Source organism: Pseudomonas sp. FG86 (assembly GCF_057808775.1).
Map to the genome: position 1 here is coordinate 141,238 of NZ_JBMDIS010000007.1, position 16,657 is coordinate 157,894.

The 16,657-nt window shown below is 57.0% G+C and carries 30 protein-coding genes; 10 read left to right on the forward strand and 20 right to left on the reverse strand.

The window, feature by feature from the left end:
- Position 1 precedes the first annotated feature (1 nt).
- The 20 genes from ACODSV_RS07290 to ACODSV_RS07385 all read right to left on the reverse strand — a co-directional run bounded on the left by ACODSV_RS07290 (position 2) and on the right by ACODSV_RS07385 (position 11,240).
- Positions 2 to 1,486: a terminase gene (locus ACODSV_RS07290; RefSeq protein WP_454844089.1), complete on the reverse strand. Its 1,485-nt coding sequence runs from the start codon at positions 1,484 to 1,486 to the stop codon at positions 2 to 4.
- Position 1,487: 1 nt separating this feature from the next.
- Positions 1,488 to 2,096: a hypothetical protein gene (locus ACODSV_RS07295; protein WP_454844090.1), complete on the reverse strand. Its 609-nt coding sequence runs from the start codon at positions 2,094 to 2,096 to the stop codon at positions 1,488 to 1,490.
- 10 nt (positions 2,097 to 2,106) lie between these two features.
- Positions 2,107 to 2,541: a proteasome subunit beta gene (locus tag ACODSV_RS07300; protein WP_454844091.1), complete on the reverse strand. Its 435-nt coding sequence runs from the start codon at positions 2,539 to 2,541 to the stop codon at positions 2,107 to 2,109.
- Positions 2,538 to 2,717: a hypothetical protein gene (locus tag ACODSV_RS07305; RefSeq protein ID WP_454844092.1), complete on the reverse strand. Its 180-nt coding sequence runs from the start codon at positions 2,715 to 2,717 to the stop codon at positions 2,538 to 2,540. The genes ACODSV_RS07300 and ACODSV_RS07305 overlap by 4 nt, the downstream gene beginning before the upstream one ends.
- Positions 2,718 to 2,728: 11 nt before the next feature.
- On the reverse strand, positions 2,729 to 3,061 hold the full coding sequence (locus ACODSV_RS07310; protein ID WP_454844093.1) for a hypothetical protein: 333 nt from the start codon (positions 3,059 to 3,061) through the stop codon (positions 2,729 to 2,731).
- 3 nt (positions 3,062 to 3,064) lie between these two features.
- The gene (locus ACODSV_RS07315) at positions 3,065 to 3,385 is read right to left on the reverse strand and encodes an MFS transporter (RefSeq protein ID WP_454844094.1); all 321 of its coding nucleotides are present in this window, start codon (positions 3,383 to 3,385) and stop codon (positions 3,065 to 3,067) included.
- Positions 3,386 to 3,757: 372 nt separating this feature from the next.
- Positions 3,758 to 3,922: a hypothetical protein gene (locus tag ACODSV_RS07320; protein WP_305452218.1), complete on the reverse strand. Its 165-nt coding sequence runs from the start codon at positions 3,920 to 3,922 to the stop codon at positions 3,758 to 3,760.
- A gap of 132 nt (positions 3,923 to 4,054) precedes the next feature.
- Positions 4,055 to 4,600 carry a hypothetical protein gene (locus tag ACODSV_RS07325; RefSeq protein WP_454844146.1) on the reverse strand — a complete coding sequence of 182 codons (546 nt, stop codon included), beginning with the start codon at positions 4,598 to 4,600 and terminating at the stop codon, positions 4,055 to 4,057.
- Positions 4,597 to 5,178: a recombination protein NinG gene (locus tag ACODSV_RS07330; RefSeq protein WP_454844145.1), complete on the reverse strand. Its 582-nt coding sequence runs from the start codon at positions 5,176 to 5,178 to the stop codon at positions 4,597 to 4,599. Before ACODSV_RS07330 ends, ACODSV_RS07325 begins: the two co-directional genes overlap by 4 nt.
- Complete coding sequence (locus ACODSV_RS07335) at positions 5,175 to 5,645, reverse strand: hypothetical protein (RefSeq protein WP_454844143.1); 471 nt, start codon at positions 5,643 to 5,645, stop codon at positions 5,175 to 5,177. The genes ACODSV_RS07330 and ACODSV_RS07335 overlap by 4 nt, the downstream gene beginning before the upstream one ends.
- Complete coding sequence (locus ACODSV_RS07340) at positions 5,642 to 6,118, reverse strand: hypothetical protein (protein WP_454844142.1); 477 nt, start codon at positions 6,116 to 6,118, stop codon at positions 5,642 to 5,644. Before ACODSV_RS07340 ends, ACODSV_RS07335 begins: the two co-directional genes overlap by 4 nt.
- Entirely contained in the window at positions 6,115 to 6,690 is a 576-nt protein-coding gene (locus tag ACODSV_RS07345) for a hypothetical protein (protein ID WP_489044344.1), read from the reverse strand. The genes ACODSV_RS07340 and ACODSV_RS07345 overlap by 4 nt, the downstream gene beginning before the upstream one ends.
- On the reverse strand, positions 6,683 to 7,114 hold the full coding sequence (locus ACODSV_RS07350) for a hypothetical protein (protein ID WP_489044342.1): 432 nt from the start codon (positions 7,112 to 7,114) through the stop codon (positions 6,683 to 6,685). The genes ACODSV_RS07345 and ACODSV_RS07350 overlap by 8 nt, the downstream gene beginning before the upstream one ends.
- Positions 7,111 to 7,584 carry a hypothetical protein gene (locus tag ACODSV_RS07355; RefSeq protein WP_169867159.1) on the reverse strand — a complete coding sequence of 158 codons (474 nt, stop codon included), beginning with the start codon at positions 7,582 to 7,584 and terminating at the stop codon, positions 7,111 to 7,113. Before ACODSV_RS07355 ends, ACODSV_RS07350 begins: the two co-directional genes overlap by 4 nt.
- The gene (locus ACODSV_RS07360; RefSeq protein ID WP_489044340.1) at positions 7,581 to 7,853 is read right to left on the reverse strand and encodes a hypothetical protein; all 273 of its coding nucleotides are present in this window, start codon (positions 7,851 to 7,853) and stop codon (positions 7,581 to 7,583) included. The genes ACODSV_RS07355 and ACODSV_RS07360 overlap by 4 nt, the downstream gene beginning before the upstream one ends.
- Entirely contained in the window at positions 7,850 to 8,638 is a 789-nt protein-coding gene (locus tag ACODSV_RS07365) for a hypothetical protein (RefSeq protein WP_489044338.1), read from the reverse strand. Before ACODSV_RS07365 ends, ACODSV_RS07360 begins: the two co-directional genes overlap by 4 nt.
- Positions 8,625 to 9,539 (reverse strand): helix-turn-helix domain-containing protein, encoded by a 915-nt coding sequence (locus ACODSV_RS07370; protein ID WP_489044336.1) that lies wholly within the window; start codon positions 9,537 to 9,539, stop codon positions 8,625 to 8,627. Before ACODSV_RS07370 ends, ACODSV_RS07365 begins: the two co-directional genes overlap by 14 nt.
- Positions 9,536 to 10,387 (reverse strand): Rha family transcriptional regulator, encoded by an 852-nt coding sequence (locus tag ACODSV_RS07375; RefSeq protein ID WP_489044334.1) that lies wholly within the window; start codon positions 10,385 to 10,387, stop codon positions 9,536 to 9,538. Before ACODSV_RS07375 ends, ACODSV_RS07370 begins: the two co-directional genes overlap by 4 nt.
- Before the next feature lie 61 nt (positions 10,388 to 10,448).
- Complete coding sequence (locus ACODSV_RS07380; protein ID WP_489044332.1) at positions 10,449 to 10,916, reverse strand: YmfL family putative regulatory protein; 468 nt, start codon at positions 10,914 to 10,916, stop codon at positions 10,449 to 10,451.
- A gap of 120 nt (positions 10,917 to 11,036) precedes the next feature.
- Entirely contained in the window at positions 11,037 to 11,240 is a 204-nt protein-coding gene (locus ACODSV_RS07385; RefSeq protein ID WP_489044330.1) for a Cro/CI family transcriptional regulator, read from the reverse strand.
- A gap of 105 nt (positions 11,241 to 11,345) precedes the next feature.
- Between ACODSV_RS07385 and ACODSV_RS07390 the strand changes: the two genes are divergently transcribed.
- The 10 genes from ACODSV_RS07390 (at position 11,346) to ACODSV_RS07435 (ending at position 16,390) form a co-directional block, all read left to right on the forward strand.
- A complete protein-coding gene (locus ACODSV_RS07390) occupies positions 11,346 to 11,804 on the forward strand; it encodes a hypothetical protein (RefSeq protein WP_489044328.1) in 459 nt (152 codons plus the stop codon).
- On the forward strand, positions 11,785 to 12,243 hold the full coding sequence (locus tag ACODSV_RS07395) for a DUF6932 family protein (protein WP_489044326.1): 459 nt from the start codon (positions 11,785 to 11,787) through the stop codon (positions 12,241 to 12,243). Before ACODSV_RS07390 ends, ACODSV_RS07395 begins: the two co-directional genes overlap by 20 nt.
- Positions 12,243 to 13,181 carry a hypothetical protein gene (locus tag ACODSV_RS07400; protein WP_489044325.1) on the forward strand — a complete coding sequence of 313 codons (939 nt, stop codon included), beginning with the start codon at positions 12,243 to 12,245 and terminating at the stop codon, positions 13,179 to 13,181. Before ACODSV_RS07395 ends, ACODSV_RS07400 begins: the two co-directional genes overlap by 1 nt.
- A gap of 311 nt (positions 13,182 to 13,492) precedes the next feature.
- Positions 13,493 to 13,990 (forward strand): hypothetical protein, encoded by a 498-nt coding sequence (locus ACODSV_RS07405; protein WP_489044324.1) that lies wholly within the window; start codon positions 13,493 to 13,495, stop codon positions 13,988 to 13,990.
- Between the two features lie 50 nt (positions 13,991 to 14,040).
- Positions 14,041 to 14,382, forward strand: coding sequence for a hypothetical protein (locus tag ACODSV_RS07410; RefSeq protein ID WP_489044322.1), 342 nt, complete (start codon positions 14,041 to 14,043; stop codon positions 14,380 to 14,382).
- Positions 14,383 to 14,437: 55 nt separating this feature from the next.
- Positions 14,438 to 15,049 carry a tail assembly protein gene (locus ACODSV_RS07415; protein WP_489044320.1) on the forward strand — a complete coding sequence of 204 codons (612 nt, stop codon included), beginning with the start codon at positions 14,438 to 14,440 and terminating at the stop codon, positions 15,047 to 15,049.
- Positions 15,050 to 15,109: 60 nt separating this feature from the next.
- Positions 15,110 to 15,460: a hypothetical protein gene (locus tag ACODSV_RS07420; protein ID WP_489044318.1), complete on the forward strand. Its 351-nt coding sequence runs from the start codon at positions 15,110 to 15,112 to the stop codon at positions 15,458 to 15,460.
- Positions 15,461 to 15,613: 153 nt separating this feature from the next.
- Complete coding sequence (locus tag ACODSV_RS07425; protein WP_489044316.1) at positions 15,614 to 15,862, forward strand: hypothetical protein; 249 nt, start codon at positions 15,614 to 15,616, stop codon at positions 15,860 to 15,862.
- 64 nt (positions 15,863 to 15,926) lie between these two features.
- On the forward strand, positions 15,927 to 16,112 hold the full coding sequence (locus tag ACODSV_RS07430; protein WP_489044314.1) for a hypothetical protein: 186 nt from the start codon (positions 15,927 to 15,929) through the stop codon (positions 16,110 to 16,112).
- On the forward strand, positions 16,109 to 16,390 hold the full coding sequence (locus tag ACODSV_RS07435) for a hypothetical protein (RefSeq protein WP_489044312.1): 282 nt from the start codon (positions 16,109 to 16,111) through the stop codon (positions 16,388 to 16,390). The genes ACODSV_RS07430 and ACODSV_RS07435 overlap by 4 nt, the downstream gene beginning before the upstream one ends.
- Positions 16,391 to 16,657: the final 267 nt, after the last annotated feature.

Genomic DNA, 16,657 nt, shown 5'->3' on the forward strand with positions numbered 1-16,657 from the left:
TCTAGATTCTCAGAGGTGCGGTGGATGCGGTGCGTACACGCTTGGTCTTGGCAACAGCAAAGTATCTGAAGGCGTCGGAGCCGTGAGAGGTCGCATCATGGAATGGCTTGTCTTTCCAGCAGCCGCGGTTCTCGTCCCACTCCTTGCGGTAGTTTTCGAGGTGACCGATGCCTTCTTCGCACTTGGACTCATCGAACACGCAGAGCGGAAGGATCTCCCGCGCCGCCTCGATGCCGGTATCAATGCCGGTCTTGGGTACGACCTGGAACCGAATGGAGTACTTGTCTCCGTCGATGATATAGCCCTCTTTGGCGATGTCCTTGCGGCTCTTGGCATCACTGCCGAACTCGCGGTTCTCGATGTCATGCGGCCCCCAGTGCTCGGAATAGGTGTAACCCTTGTCCTTGAGCACCTTCATGTAATGCCGCAGGCCTTCGCCGGAGTTCTCGTAGTAGTCGATGACGTGGTACTCGGTGCCGACCTGACGCACGAACCAGATGGCCGTTGAGTCGCCGACACCGATGTCCCAGAAGGTCATAACCGGCTGATGGCTGTTGTCTGGGATTACGCCTATGCGTTTCTCGGCATAGAGCTTGGTGAACTGTTTGGCGTAGTAAGCGCCTTCGACAGACTGCTGGAATGCCTCGACAGGGATGGACGGGTATTCCCGTTTCATATCGTCGCCGAGGGTCTTCTCCTTGGCCGCGTACCAGGCGCGCTGCCCGTCATTCGTGATGATCCCGTGCTTGGCCGCCAATTCGTTGAAGTAGTCGGTCAGGCGCTGCGGGATGACCACGCCTTCCGGGTCGAGGCGATAGTCTTTGTTCTTCCACCATGAGAAGAAGAAGAATTTCCAGTCCAGCAGCCCCAGGGGCGTACCAGATATCTGTTGCTTCTCGGCGCTTTGCGAGTAGTCGAAGAAGTAGCCAGCCCTACCCTCCGCCGTCGATTCGATCGTGACGAAACAGTCAGTGGCCACAGCCTCGAAGGCGCCGGTGACGATCTCGCGGGCCTTATACGGGAACTTGGCGCAGATCTTCCCGAACTCGGACACGTGCAGGTAGCGCAGCGTGCCGCCCCGGAAGGACGTGGAGACGTAGATTGATCCGCCCTTGTTGAATACCAGCTCTCCAGACGCATCATTGCGCGCAGGGTTAGCCTTGCGGATCTCAAGAGGCAGGTTGTCGTAAGCGTACTTCACCTTCTCCCGAAAGAGACGATGGGCATCAGGCAGCGTGTGAGCGATCAACGCGCACTTGGCCGACTCAAACAGAGCGGCGTCTAGCTGGATGATGCAGCACTCAGTGGTGAAGCCTAGCTGCCGAGCCTTCAGGATGATGTTCCGGGTATGCATCCCATCGAAGTACTCGACCTGCTCATCGGTCATGCGGAAGCGAATGCGCTTGCCGTTTTTATCATTAATAAAATAGAGATTGTTCAGCCTCCAACGCTTGTCCCGAAGCAGCTTCAAGTGCTCGGGCTTCATGTCAGGCTTCCTTCGATAGCTCGTCCATCAGTTTTGATAGGTCTTCGGAGTCATCGCCACCAGACTTGGCGTCGAGGTCATATGCTTGGCGCTCAAGGAGGACCAGGGTCTTCAGGGTCTCGGCCAGCTCCTTCATGGTCTTGGATCTGCCGCCGAGGCTGATGACCTTTCCGTACAGCTCGTTGCGCCGGTCGAAACCCTTATCGTCGGGGTCACGCATCAGCTCTCCAAGCTCTTCGAACAACTCTCTGTTGTCGGTCAGGCTTTCAAGCTCGTCCAGCATTTTGTTTGCCAGGCGACGAGAGCGACCAATATCCGTGCGGTGCGCCATCCTGATGTCAGCGATAACTTCAGCGTTTGCTTCAACGATCCCTCGCTCGGTTGCCAGTGTTTCCGTGGAAACCTTGCTGGAAACCTCACGTTTGGAAACCAGCGAATCGGCTTTAGCCTTGATTTTCGCCTTGAGGTCTCGCTCCCATCCTTCAGCCTTTGCCCGCTTGTTGATTGCGGTATGAGACACACCACAAGCTGATGCTATCTCGCGGACGGAGAGCAGACCGGCCCGGAAGAGCTGTTCGATGCGCTCCCAGTCGGGTTGCTTTGCTGCCATGTTGAATTCCTTATTGCTGCTCAACCTTCACGGTGAACGTTCTGATCTTTCCACCAGTGCCTGTATCGCGCTTGGCTGCCATCTCTACGGCCTGATAGGCGGACGCGCCCATGTCGAGTGCTGTGTATGCGTGATCTCGACCACTGCCGATTGCATAGGCCTTGTCCGGGAGCACAGAGCTCTCCACGATCCTGCCATCTTCATAACTGATCAGGCTTAACTCACCGCTCTTGCACACAATGGCAAGAGCCCCACAGTCGCCTGAGATCTCTTCACCGTGGTAGGCCTTGATCAGATCATTGATCTCTGACATGCCGCCAGCACCGAAGAAGAAAGCCCCATCGCGCTCACGCATCTTGTCGAAGTCGTCATAGACGATCGTTCCGCCAGCAGTGCAGCGTCCGTCATAGGCGATGATGCCGTCCTTGTAGGCGATCGTGGTCATAGCGTTGCCTCATCACCCGGGTCAATCTCACGGTAACGGGTCGCCTTGCGCGCCTGGGCGTTCAGCTTGTCGGTGTCGACCTCAAGGCCTGCCAGGTAAGCGAAGGTGTTCACCGCTATCACGTAGAGGCGGAACCACCAGGGGTGATAGGCCAGGAATATGACTTTTCTGTCCATGGGATCACCTATCATTCTTTGGTTTGAGGCTGCTCAAGGTTATTGAGGCATTGCTCACAGTGCAGGTATCGGCACAGCCATCCCTTGACGCGCGGCCAGTGGTTGGCGACGAACCAGTGTCTTAGGCCAGCCAATGCGAGCGCTCCGTGGAAGGTGACGCCTGCAGCGCTGGGGCTGAGGAGTACAGTCTCGCCACGGGTAGCAATCGCGAAACCGGACACGGCGATCGCCGCGTAAATGATCTTGCCGACAATACCGTCTCTCACCTTGTGGCTCAGTACACACCACATCGCCCAGATGGCAATGAGGGAGATAAAGGCCGTGCTCAATGTTTGAACGCTCATTGATTAACCCCCCCCAAACTTCGAGCGGATAAGCGCCCAGATGTCGGCGGCTTTGATGGCGCGGTTGATGGCGGTCAGTAGCGACCCGCCGAAAGCTCCAAGCAGGAACCCAACACCGGCCACATTGCTGGGGTCAGTCACAGCCAGGCGGTCGCAAACAATGCCAGTCAAGTACAGGGCGCAGGCAATACCCGTCAGCAGGAAGATGACCCAAGACCAGAGATCCTTGAGGTCGTCCTTGCTCCACCAGCTCGCGATGATGGCGCCGACTACCCCGGCAAGGATCAGGTCGGCCTTGTCGAGCAAGCGATGCAGGAATTCCATGCGCTCGACCTCTCAGTTGCATGAGTGAATAAAAAAGGCCGTCAGGTGCCGGCCAAACGCTGGGGAGCAGCGGCGAATAGGTCAGCCCCGGCAGCACTCCCAGCTCAGAGCGAAGGGTGTGGCGGGGCCGAAAACGAAAAGGCCCCGATCAATGTCGAGGCCCTGAATAGGTACGCGTGTCTTCCCACGCTGCCAGCCAAAGACCATCACGGCGTCGACACCCAAGTGCATCGATCTCGCTGCTCATGTCTCGCGCCACCCTGAAAGCGTGTTAGGTCAGGGCGCGCGGGCTGCCGGTGTTTTTCCGTAGCGCTGCACTACCGGCTTATCAGCGTCCAGGCCTCCCGAGGGCTGCCCTGGCTGCAGGTAAATCTACAGATTCTTCTTATGGATGCGCCAGCCCATGGCGACACCAGGATGCAGGTATTCGCCGGTCTGCGGATGGCGCGAGAAGTCGGTCTCGCCAACTTGTCGCGCAACTGCTTCCCAGGCCGTACGGGCCCGCTCCAGCGTGCTGATTCTGGTCTTCAGCTTCATGCGCACCTACCGGCAGTAGAATTAAGGCAATAAAAAACCCGGCGCTGTGGCCGGGTTTGTTTGTCTCTTGCATCACCTACATGCGCAAGTACGACAGGATGGGTGAATAATGGCTCATTGGCTCAGCCATCGTCAAGCGACTTCTGATATCACAAGGCCTTCCTGCTCAAGGATGTGCTGAGCCTCGACCAGAGCCAAGTCAACACTGCTCTCCAGCGCCTTGCGAATGTCACGCCTCCACCGCTCCTGGGTCTTAATCGGATGCGGTTCGTTTGACCAGTTATCCATCTCGTACCAGCCGGCCGGCAGGACGTTCGTTGAGCGCTTCCCGTCCACGCCCGGCAGCCGAGGTAACGCCCACGTAACCACGGCACAGTGAAGGAACCGCTCCGGCGCCGGTGAGCGCATCACACGGGTCAATTCTGCAATTGCCGCATGCTTGCGCTCGGTGTGTGTGGAGAACTTCGCCACAAGGGCGCGCCAGTGTTCGGCGGACAGCGATTTGTGTAGGCGACCGAAAACCCAGCAGTCGGTGAGGAATGCAGCCTCCTTGCCGACGATCTCCCCCTTCTGCTTGGCGCACTGCACCTTTGGCTCAAAGTCGCAGCCGCCGGCGGAGTTGATGGTTTCGGCGGCGAGCGCCCGGACAACTGCGGATACCACGTTGCGATAAGTCATGCCGCTCTCCCCTTCAGCTCTCTGGTCTTTGCCCGGTAATCGGCGGCCATCGCCTTCAGCTCTTCCACGGTGTACTTCTTGGGCTCATGAGGGCCTTCAAGCCATGCAACCTTTTCCTCACCGATTCTCTGTAGGAGCGAGATTCGGTAATTGATGAGGTTTCCTGATAGGTGGTTATTGCACGGGGCGCACTGTTTCCAGGCGTTGAGCGGTTCAAACCTCAACTCTGGGTTCGCTCCTACAGTGCGGTAATGGCCGGCGTGATATTGGCCTTCGTGGTGGCGACCGCAACTGATGCAAGGCAGATCCGCGTCACGGGCGCGCACCCAGGCGTTGAAGGCGACCTGCGTGTCTTTGAGGTGGTCCGCACGAGTCTTGAGCGCCTCCTTGCGCACCTTGATGTCCCGGCGCCCGGCCTGGGCCAGCGACTTCTTCTCCTTGGCCTTCTGCGCCTCAACAGTGGCCAGCGCACACTTAGGGCTGCACACCGCCTGACCCAGGCGCTGCGGGACGAATGAGGCCCTACACGTAGCAACGCGGCATTTCTTCGGCTTGGCAGGCTTCCGTTCTATGGTCATGCGGCCTCCTGGCTAAGCAGGTCAGAGAAGTACACGCCCTGCGGTGCAAAGCGGGCGACGATGCGATCGGTGTAGGCGATGCCCTGAGCGCGATTGAACAGGCTGGTCACCGGGAAGCCGTCCGGGCCGAACAGGTGGCACTCGCCCATCATGTCCAGCTTGGTTTCATACGGAAGGTGACGCATCACCCGGTACCACTCAGCCTGGAACCCGGCGTCATCGTTCAGCAGGATCTGCACGCCGACGTGGAGCTTGCAATATTTGCGGGCCTCGGCTGGGTCGCCCAACTGGGTCATCTCGGCGATGCGCTTGTACATGGCGAACCACAAGCGGTTCTGGTCCAGGGTTCGGTCCTTGCCCGGGCGAAGGCTAACCAACACGTAGTGCTTGTCCTCGAACATCCTGGACATGCGTGTGATGGCCTCGGTGAGCATAGAGCGGCAGTTGACTGAGATTTTGTCCGTCATGCTGCAGCCTCCGACAAAGGCGAGTCGCCGCGCAGGACCAATAGGTGGTCGCGCGAGATAAATGCGTCGACGACGAAGCCGCCAAGGTCGATCGCCAGCGGAATACCCTCTCCGCGCCCGCGCGCCACGTAATACTTGCGATCCTCGCGCCCCTGCACCGGGTCAAATACGAAGTAGCCCTCGTCGGTGACCTCGATCAGGATCTGGTGGTTTCCGCCCTCGATGTTGAGCGACGGTGACGTGCACAGATAAACACCCTCGGCGGCCAGCGGCGGGCAATCCAGACTGAAGAACGCCGTGTATTCAACGCCAAGTCGCTCCAGCATCTGTCGCAAGGTCATATCCCCGTCGCGATATGGCTTGTGCATTTCTTCGATTACTTCCTGTGCCGGGCGCCCAACAATCATTGCCAGGCAGGTCGATACGCAGCTGTAAGGGCATGGTTGCATTTGGTGAGTGATAATCGGTTTCATGACTGCTCTCCCTTGCTCATTGCGTCGATAGACTTGTCCACGTCCTGGGCGCGAAAGTGCACGCCGGTAAACCACAGCGGCACGCTCAGGTAGAACTGATGCACGGACTCGCTCTTGTCTCTCAGCCACTGATACCGATCAGAATCCTTACGCAGCGCCTCGACCTCAGCCTTCAGCTCAGCATTCACCCGCTCGTAGGCTTCGTAGCCGGTCTTGAGGCCGGCGATTTCGGCGCGTAGCTGGTCGCGCTCAGCGAGAATCTCCTGTGCTTTCCTAACGCTCTGCCAATCGCCATAAACACGCAGATTCCCATCCAGCGTCATCCCAACCGTGAAAAGCTCAGTGAGGCGCGCGTTTTCGCGATGCGCTTCCTGCATGTCCTCGATGTAAGTGATGGCCGCCGACTCAATCTCGCTATTTTCCGTGGAAAGACGCTCGTTCTCGGCCTTGAGCTGGTCGCGCTCTGCGCAAACAATTTCGAAAACATCCAATTTCACACCAAGACAGTTGGTGCTCATCCGCTCGTTCTCGGCGATCAGGGCCGCGATTTGTTTCTTGCATTCTTCACACATGATCCCAAGTCCTTCTGGTCTGTACCTGCTGAACTGCGGTCTGCACAACGCCATACAGCGCTGCAAATTGGCGCTGAGACATGCGCTTTGTTCTGATATCCAGGACGGCATCCAGCGTCAGCTTCCCGACCTTCACAGCGTCACCGCGTCGAGGATTGAAAGGGGTTTCCATCCGGTGGCAACGAGCGCATAGCCATTCCACATCCAAAGGCCTGTCATACCCTTTGTGGTAGTGACCCTGGATCAGGGATCGCCCATCTACGCCCGCTCCTGGCTCGTCTCCGCACTTTTCGCAAATTGATGGCCGCACAAGATTTCCTGACAAAATCGCATCCCGGACTTTGCCGTGGGCTCTGGTTTTCAATGGGTCCCGCACTTTCGGTGCAGCCTCGGCCAGCCGCTTCAGTTCGGTGTTGTCGGTCATGGCTTCACCTTCAGGCCTGCGGCTTCGATGGCCGATTGTTGAGCCTTGATCAGTTCCGCAGCCTGAATACCAATCGAGAGTGCCTGAGGATTTTTTTCATCCTGCTCAAGCATCTTCGCGATGTGGAATGCATCCTCCGGGGAGATCGGCCCCGCAAGTTCGGTGCCCATGTAGTGATCAATCTCTTCGCTGGCGCCGTATTCGGTCAGCGTGTAATCGAGCAGGCGCCCGCAGGTTTCGCAGTGACAGCAGCCGTCATTTTCTTGCTGCCATCCGCCATCGACGTATTCAGCACGCCCTGCTGCGACCTCTGCTTCCGCGCATGACCGGCAGTAGGACGGACCCTGGTCAGCGTCAGCACCACCAATCCAGTGAGGGAATGGAATATCCAAGGAGTTTGCGTGAGCGTTCAGAACCAGCAGCGCCGCGCCCGACAGGTCTTGCGTCTTCACCTCTACGAATTCGGTCATGTCCGTTGCTCCGCTGCTTCTGCGATCACTGCCAAACGTTCCGACTTGCGGGCCTGGAGCCACGCATCAGAAGTGCGATCTCGCTCGCTGCCCTTGTCGACCCACTCCCACACCGGGCGGCCGTTGCTGACCATGTAGGCCCGGTACATCTTGCTGTACTGCTGCTGGCGGATTTGCTGGACGCCACGGCCTTTCAGGAATCGTTCGTCGCCGGCCTGCGGCTTTGGTTTGGCCTGCGAGGTGCTATATCGAATGCTGGTTACGGTCATGCTCGTGACTCCAATTCCTGGGCCTGCTTGATGAGCAGTGCGCGGCGATCTGCCAATTCGTTGGCTGCTTCAATTCGCATTTCGAGCTTCCGTTCTTCGCTGGCGGCGCGCATTTCCAGCATGGAGGACTTCACCAAGTGCAGTTTTTCGCGCAGCGCCGGGGCGGGCCTGGCTACAGCGCCAGTGAGCAACCCAGCAATCGCCCGGCCATCCTCGGTGACCGGGACGACACTCAGGTCCGCCAAGTACTTCTGGCCGTGTTCGCGGGGGATGCGCTTCAACTCCATCGCCTTGGTGACGGCCTGAATCCTGCGGTTGGCGTCAAAGCCCACAGAGACGTGCCAGTTCACAGGCTTGGCATCCTCTCGGGATTGGCCGACAAACCGCTCGTACGCGCTGATGAACGCCATCCTGGCCCCAATCTTGTCCCCGGCATCGAGCACAGGCTTGGCAGCGGCCAGGGCCAGCTGGATTTCGTCGGTCAGAACGACCGTTTCGTATTCGTCGTTGGTGGTCATGGCGATAGCCCAAGCCTCGTCCTTGCCGGGACGGCCGTCGGAGGACTGGACGCGCTGCAGGATGTCTGCCATTGCCAGCTTGCCCTTCACCTCGAAGCGGCATGCCTTCAACGCGGCTTTGACGACGGGCACGGGGTAGGCGCAGAGGTCTTCGGCCATCATCGCGGCAGTGCCTGGGTTCATTTCCTGGCCCATGGCCTCGGCTGTGGCGCAGATGGCGGCGGCCAGTCCGGCGACCTGCTGGTCGTTCATTTCAGAGGTATTCATTGCGGTCACCTGCTTGGCGTTTGGCCAGAACCATTTGGGCGGCCTGCTCGGCGGCGGAGAGGTTTGCCTCGGTACGTTCCATCTGGCGGGCGGTTGTGCCGTTGACGCGCTGTCCGGTCACCCACTGGGTGTGGTAGCTCTCGGCGTTGGCCAGCAGTTCGTTGAGGCTGTGGCACTTGCGCAGCACAGCGGCGTCGCTGGTTTTCAGGAAGTGAGCGGCGACGTGGTGGGCGACATCGGCACCCAGGCGGTCGACGAGCAAAGCCATCTGCTTGCCAGTCTTGGCGTTCCACACCGGCCAGGCGTTGTAGCGTTTGCGGTAGGCCATGGCGTAGTTGGCCCAGACCTTGAAGGTTTTGCAGGCCTGGTCTTTGGGCCCAGGCATGTCGGCGGGAATCTCAACTCGTGGCTGCTGGGGGGCAAATGGCACGACCTGACCCGTCACGACCTTGGCGTCAGCCTGGGGCGTAATTGGTTCCATGACTGGTTCCATGACTGGTTCAAGAGAGTTACTGATTCTGGGTGCATCTGCTGCACTACCCCCTGGTGCAGGAGATTCACTAGGTGGTGAACCTGCTGCACTACCCTGGTGAACCTGCTGCACTACCCCTGGTGCAGCAGGTGCACCACCACCGTCGAGGGTGAGGAAGTAAACGTTTGACGAATTCCCCTTCGGGCCACCCTTCCGGATCTCCTTGCGCAATAGCCCCGCCTCACACAAGGCGGTGATGTGATTCATGACAGAGCGCTTGCTGATCTCGCACTGATCGGCGACGTGCTGGTACGAGGGCCAGCACTCCCCAATATCACTGGCGTTGTCTGCCAGCTTGATCAGTACCAGCTTGCGCAATGGATTGCCGACGCGAAGCTTCATCGCGGCGACCATAAGGCCCATGCTCACGCCAAATCCTCTTCGGTAGCCTTGCAGTGGCAGAACTGGCCGTCCCAGGTCTTCTTCATAGGGAGCTTCTGTGCCATGTAGAGGTCGTGCAGGCGCTTGGCCCCCTCCTTCAGCAGGATCGGCGTGTACTTGGCGAAGGTATCCATGCCCTCGTTCGAGATATTGGTAACTTTCTCGGTGAGGTACTTGTCGCGAGCGATGGAGCCAACCCGGTACTTGACCGAACGCTTCTCGTCGCGCTCCGCGTTGTATATCCACTTGCGGGCCAGTAACGCGCTGTTGACCTGCTGGCAGTTCACGCCATTGAGGCGCTTGCAGAACTGTGTAGGGGTCATACCCACCTGGAAGATGGATTCAAGGCTGGCGATTTTCTCGGCTTGCTGGTGGTTCTCGATGGCAAGGGCGGCGTTCTGTTCTTCAAGGTCAGCAGCCAGGCGCAGTGCATCAGCACGCGTTTTAGGGACTGAAAAGAACCCTGAAGAAATAGACTCTTCAAGTGCTGTCATCTTGTCGAACACCAGAGCTTGAAGCTCATAGCTGTACGACATAGCCATCAGACAGGCTTCGCGTTTTGGGAAGGTGTAGATGCGACGAATTACCCGGCCGCCGCTCCCGTTGGCGTAAGAGTCAGTTCCCAAAAAATTGGGAGCTGCTTTCCCGATGACCCGAGGCACTTTCGCCATGAAGTGATCGTGACGAAGATCAGGCTGCCCGTCCTCTTTGGTTGAGTTGATGAAATCCACCAGCTCGAGGCTGGTCATGGAAACTGTCCGCGCCACGTTTTGCGATTGCAGAAAACGTGGCGCGAGATTGTTGGGGGTATTGACGGGGATGGATTGTGTATTCATTATTGCCTCGCTGAAGTAGCAATGAGCCAGGCCACGAACCTGGCTTTTTTGTGCCTGCGATTTATGCGCGGGCTTTGTGCAACTCAATTACCGCCCCGATAGCCTCGAGGCTCGCCGACATGTACTTGGCGTGCAGGGCGCGGATCTTCTTGGCTTCGCTTGCGTCGATTTCGCCGTCTTCCAGGGCTGCGGCCACCATCTGATCAAGCGCACCGCGCTGCGCAGACGCCGCCAGCGAGCGCTGATACAGATCGACGTTGTCCAGCTCCCCCGCTTCCGGGATCTTCACGAACACACCGCCGTACATCGCGCAGATGTAGTCCGGCAAATGCTCGGTCTTCGTTTCGCTTTCCAGCACAAATATCTCGGCATCGCTCAGCGGCTTGCACCCGGCGGTTTCGTAGATCTGGTTTTCCAGACGCTTGTCCTTGATGCCAAGGCGAGCAGCTGCGCAATCCATCCCTCCAGGGAAAGCGTTGGACACGGCTGCCATTACTTGGCGACGGGTCTCTAGTACGGGCGTTTTCATGTCCTAGTTTTTCCTTGGGTCGTTTGCGTTCAAGATTGCTTCGTCGCCGAGATTGGTCATTTACTTAATCAGGCCCAGGCGACCTCACTTCCAGCCACACTTGGCAGCTGATGACACGATTTAGGCGGCGGTTCTTTTGGCGGACTGAACTGGAAATGGGCGGAGCTCTTCCGCGGTGAAAGCCCCGTCGTCGTGCTCGATCACATACACATCCCGACCAACACGAAGGGCTTTGTTCAGTGAGCCCTGGGTAAGGCCAAGCAAGGTCGCAGCCTTGGTTTGCCCGTGGGCGCGGGAAAACTCCTGAAGGGTCATGCGGCTCATAGCCGTCCTCCTTTTGATAGATATGCGCCAAGTATCGCCGCCGGAGATTATTAAATCAACCCCGGCGGCGATTGATTAAATATCGCCGCAAGGAATAATCGGCGCATGAAAAAACGCGACTTAGAAGAATGGGAAAAAGCTGAGTGCTTGGCGCTCAAGGCTGCGGTGGACGCCTTCAACACAGGAAAGTCCAGATCCGAATCTCTTACTCAAGGAAAGATTGCTGACGCCCTTGGCATTAACCAGGGGTCCGTGAGCTCGTACCTGAATGGGTACAACGCCCTTAACGCGAAGGTCGCAAGTGTTATATCGGGATTGATATCAACCCCAGTCGAGGTATTCAGTCCCAGATTGGCTGAAGAGATATCCAAGATCTCCCTCGCAGCAAGCAGTGGCACGCCCCACTACTATCAGGATGAGAAGTACCAAAGGGCGACTCCGGAGCACCGTCAGGCGGTTGACGAGATTGCAACTCAAATGCTGGAGTTATCAGCCGAACAGGCGCTGAAACTCAAGCAGGTAATGGACCTACTGATGCCATCTAATGAATCAAGAAAAGATTGATTACCCGCCACTGCTTGATGCTGGAATTCATCCATACTCCCTAGATGACCTGAAGAGACTAACCGTCGATGACTTTCCCGAGTCAACGCGAAGGAAGGTGCTTTTTGGCGGCCTTACGGTTTATCTTGAGCTTCTGGAGAATGCTGGAGTTAAAAGCACAATCTGGGTTGACGGCTCGTTTATGTGCGCCAAAGACGAGCCTGAAGACATTGATTTGGTTGTCGTTTACGACCCGGAAAATGTTGACTCCCTCTCCGAATCGGCTCTCCCTGTCGTAAATAATTTGCTCAATACTAATTTTGTCGCCGCACGCTTTGGCCTGCACGTGTTCAAAGTAGAGAGCAGTGATCAGGAAGGTCTAGAATTCTGGATTCAAAAATTCGGCACGCAGCGCGATGAGCGCACCCCTAAAGGGCTTGCCGCCTTGAGGTTAAATTGATGACTGAGCAAGCAAATCGTATTGATTGGCTTGAGCGCCAGCTTGCTCAGGTCAATCGGTTTATTCAGCGCGACTCATTAAGATTGCAGGAAACTCCAGGGAAGTTTTCTGTCGAGCTCGCTCTCGACTCCTGGAAATCGCACCAGGAAGAACTGAGGCAGGACCTCAGGCAGGCAAAGGCAGCCCTTCAACATGAGGTCGTCGAGCTTCGCCTGATGGGGCGCAGAATGGATGGCAGTATCCCACTCAAGCTTCTGGCGAAGGTTGCAGATAGATTCAACAGTGCGATCGCGCATGCTGCTTATCATCTTAGACATGGAAGACCCCCTTCCAAGGGTATCCCCGAGGACACATCGGCTGAGATTGACCTGCGTCTGTCTGGCCTAGCATTTGGCTCCACCAGGCTCGTATTTGCAGGGAACATAGCGCCAGACACAACGGGGGATTCTTTAATGGAGGGCGCGCTTGAGCAGATATTTGATGTTCTATCCTCGCCTTCTCCAGAAAAGATACGGGAGTTAGTAACAGCAATCGGAGCCCCAGCGGCAAAAGCCCTTAGCGACCTTCTTGGTACGCTTGAGAAGCAGGAAATTGGAGCCGAGTTAACCTGGCCAGCACCAAACGCCAAGCTGTATCACTGGGGTGGATCATTGGATGCAGTAAAGTCAGCGCACTCAAGACTTTCGGTGGTTCAGGTCGACAAGCCCATCCAGGTTTCCGTCGAGGGTCGCGTATCTCAACTAAACGAGACCGGCGCCATCTATGTGCGAATGGATGACGGAAGCAAAATCAAGATTAACTACAACCGGCAGCAATACCTGCACGTCCAGAAGCTAACCCTCGGGATGATCGTATCGCTTAAAGCTATGAGGCATACCAAGAGGGATGAAATTGCCGGAAAAGACTTTTCGACATTCAACCTCATAACTGACGATTAGCAACCCCCTTCCAAATCGAGCCCGCACAGAGCGGGCTTTTTTTCGTCTCTAGAAAAATATATCGCCGCCGGGATTGACACTGCATATCTCCGGCGGCAATACTTATCCCATCGAGACGCCACAGTCCTTCAACAGGCAGCCGCGAATCGATCCGCTCTTTAAAAACTTGATGGACGCCGAGCTGGCCGATGCATAGCCAGCGGACGTACCGCGCAACGGTACGCAGCGATTCGACCTAATGTCGGCGCTGGGCATAGGAGACCTCATTCGGAGGGCGTAGCTGGAGAGGCTGCGCGGTGTTGAGTAGGTGTATGGCTAATGGCGGCATGACCCCAGGCACACCGACAGGCATCAACGGGAAAGCGACCGTTGACCTATGCAAGGAAAGGAGAATACCTGCCCGTTACCAGCGGGCAGGACGCTCTCCAGAAAGTCTTGAGAAGGACTTTGCGGAAAGCAGAGAGTCAGACGGCTCGCAGGAGAAGGTAATGAAACCAGTAAGCAGTCGCGCAAAATCTCCTCATCGTAATGGAACCGAGATTCTCGTTGTTCATTATCAGGGCAAGCAGATGAGGGTGACGGTAACCCAAGACCTCGAGGGGGTCGGATGGGATGATGCTTCAACCGCTGAAGGCTGCGAAGTTCAGATCAACATGATTGTCTCTAGATCTGTCGTAGCCAAAGAGGTGAAGGAAATGCTTGATGACTCCAAGCATGGAAACAACATGCTGTTCATCTGTAGAACCTTCAACATAAAAAGGGATGTCATGACGGCGCTCGGGTTTGCCGATGGCGCGCTCACCGCATAGGAAGCCCCGACCTGTAGTGATACGCTCCACCTTTAACAAGGAGGGGTGTCATGCGAATTTTATTGACTGCGGCTATAGCTGCTTCCGTGCTGCTGGTGGGATGTTCGACATCAGGGATAGAGCAAGACAAACCGGCTTTTACCGGGCAGTCCAAAAAAACGGCCCAGCAGTACGTGCGCTGCCTTGCCCCTAAATGGCAAGAATTCAATCCATCTACCAGCTCAATCGAAACCGAGAGCGGATATAAGATTGCCGCCTCGGCAGCGCTTTCTGGCGTAGTCGCATTGGCGGTCGTCGATGAGTCTGGTGGCGGGTCTTTGATTCGAGTATTTCTTCCAATGGATTGGGCGGGGACTAGCGGCTGGAAAAGCTCCGCAAAAGACTGCATTTGAACCATCTAAAAACATAACCACCTTCGGGTGGTTTTTTTACACCTGGAGAAAAGCTATGCCAGCACTGGCTATTGAATATTCACCGCTAGAAACGATTCGACTTGGCGGAATGCTGCGGCAGTTTGGTAAAGAATACAGGCTGTCTGTTCGGAGTCCGGCAGAGGCAATCAAAGCGCTCTGCGTGCAAATTCCAGGCTTCGAACGCTTTCTGTCTAATGCAAAATCGCGAGGTTTGGAGTTCGCCGTATTTCGAGGGAAGAAAAACATTGGCGAGGACGAACTCTGCTTCCAGGGTAAGGGGGAGATCAGAATCGTGCCCGTTATCACGGGCTCCAAGCGCGCCGGCCTGCTTCAGACGATCGTTGGCGCAGTTATGGTTGTCGCTGGAATTGTCGTTAGCGGGATGTCATTTGGTCTTGCCTCCCCTATAGGTGCCGCCTTGATCGCTGGCGGTATTGGGATGGTCGCTGGAGGTGTAATTCAAATGCTCAGCCCCCAGGCCGGCGGACTCAAGACCAGCGCCGCACCCGAGAACACACCGGGCTACGCCTTCGGTAGCGCGAAGAACACCACCGCATCCGGCAACCCGGTACCGCTCTGCTACGGCAAGCGGCGGGTGGGCGGTGCGATCATCAGCGCCGCGATCTATGCCGAAGACCAGATGTAGCCAACATTCGTAGCACCGCAGCCGCCCACGAGGCGGTTTTTTTATTGCCTGGAGAAAACCATGACCGAAGTAGCAGCTCAAGCAATCAGCTTTCCAATCGAAGGCTTGAAGGTAACCGTCGCAGGCCCCGAGCTTCGCGACCTCTGCAACAAACAGGCAGCGTTCCACCATGAGCGTGCCGGTGCTTACGCCAAGCAGCACAGCAGTCTTCAGGACGCACAGATCGAGGCAATGCAGTACTCGAATGGTGACCCGAAGAAAGCGCTGGCAGATAAGCAGGCTGAGCACGAGAACAAGGGTCGCGAGCTGACGTTCATCGCCGACCACATCAAGTTGGACGCTGAATACCTGCTCGATCGCTCGGCGCTGGCTGAGATTGGCGTGATTCGCAGCAGTCGCGGCTTCTTCTGAGCGGAGCGATTACGCCATCACCTGAAAAGCCTGTAGCGGCTAACACCCCATTTGATTCAAGCCGGTGACCGACGCCAGTAGCGGGTCACGGCGCCACAGATTTACTGATGCCGCTTCTATGAGGCGGCATTGGAAATCAACGGAGATACAACGATGAGCATGATCGAGGTGAGTAGAGACCATTTCTTCCAGGCAATAGGCGGGCCGGAAAACATCCACCCCACTCCCTGGCCTGAGTTCTCGGAATGGAAAAACCTGAACACCCACGCAACTGTCGGCAGGTCGGAGCCTGGTTACCTGAGCAGCTTTTTCAAGCCGAAGCGGTACTGGCTGGAAGAGTCGTTTGCCAACCGCAAGCCATTCACTGCCAAGGCAGGTCAGCAAGATCTTTTCGCAGCATGACGGACCTTTTCACTGATGCCCATCCAGAGCGGTGGGTATCGGGAAAACAACCCGGAGCATGACCATGAACAAAGTCATCCACATCACTCTGCGTGGTGAGCTGCAGGTATTTACCGATGAGAGCCTGGCCGCCTGCATTCACGAGGCAAACAGGCTCAACGCTGAGCGTGGCTACACCAGCGGCGTTCGCGTCGTTGAGTGCGAAGACGGTCATCGAATGACGGCGGCCGATTGCAAGGCTGCTGCATGACGGACCTTTTCACTGATGCACCTGGTGACGGGTGCAGCGGGAAAACAACGGAGGGCAAGACGATGCCGGACCCAAACAGCCCCAATGGCTGCTACCAGCGCCACAGCTATACGGTTGAGCGCACGCCACGTAAGAGCGGCGCAGGCTTCCACCGAGCGATCTACGACCAGAACGGCCGGCAGGTTCTGAGCCGCGCCGGATACGACGCAGAGATCCAGTTCTGCCGCGAGCAAGGGCTGATGCTGATAGAGGATCAGGCCCCGCTGCAGTCCGCGTAGCTGTTAGTCACAGCGGTTGAAACGGAATGTATGGACCTGAACCACGACAGCCTGTCGTTAACTGCCCGATCCTCTCTATGAGAGCGCATCGGGGTGTGAACTGAGTACCGCCAGCTAGCGCGAGAGCAAAGGCAGACAAACGTCATGCAGTTCACACCCCGATGCGGACGAAACTGCGGCCTATAACCGCCCACCTGCATCACCGCAACACAGCAGATGAATGCGCAGGGGTTTCCTGTAGCGCCGGGGCTTGTCTCCGGCCATCTG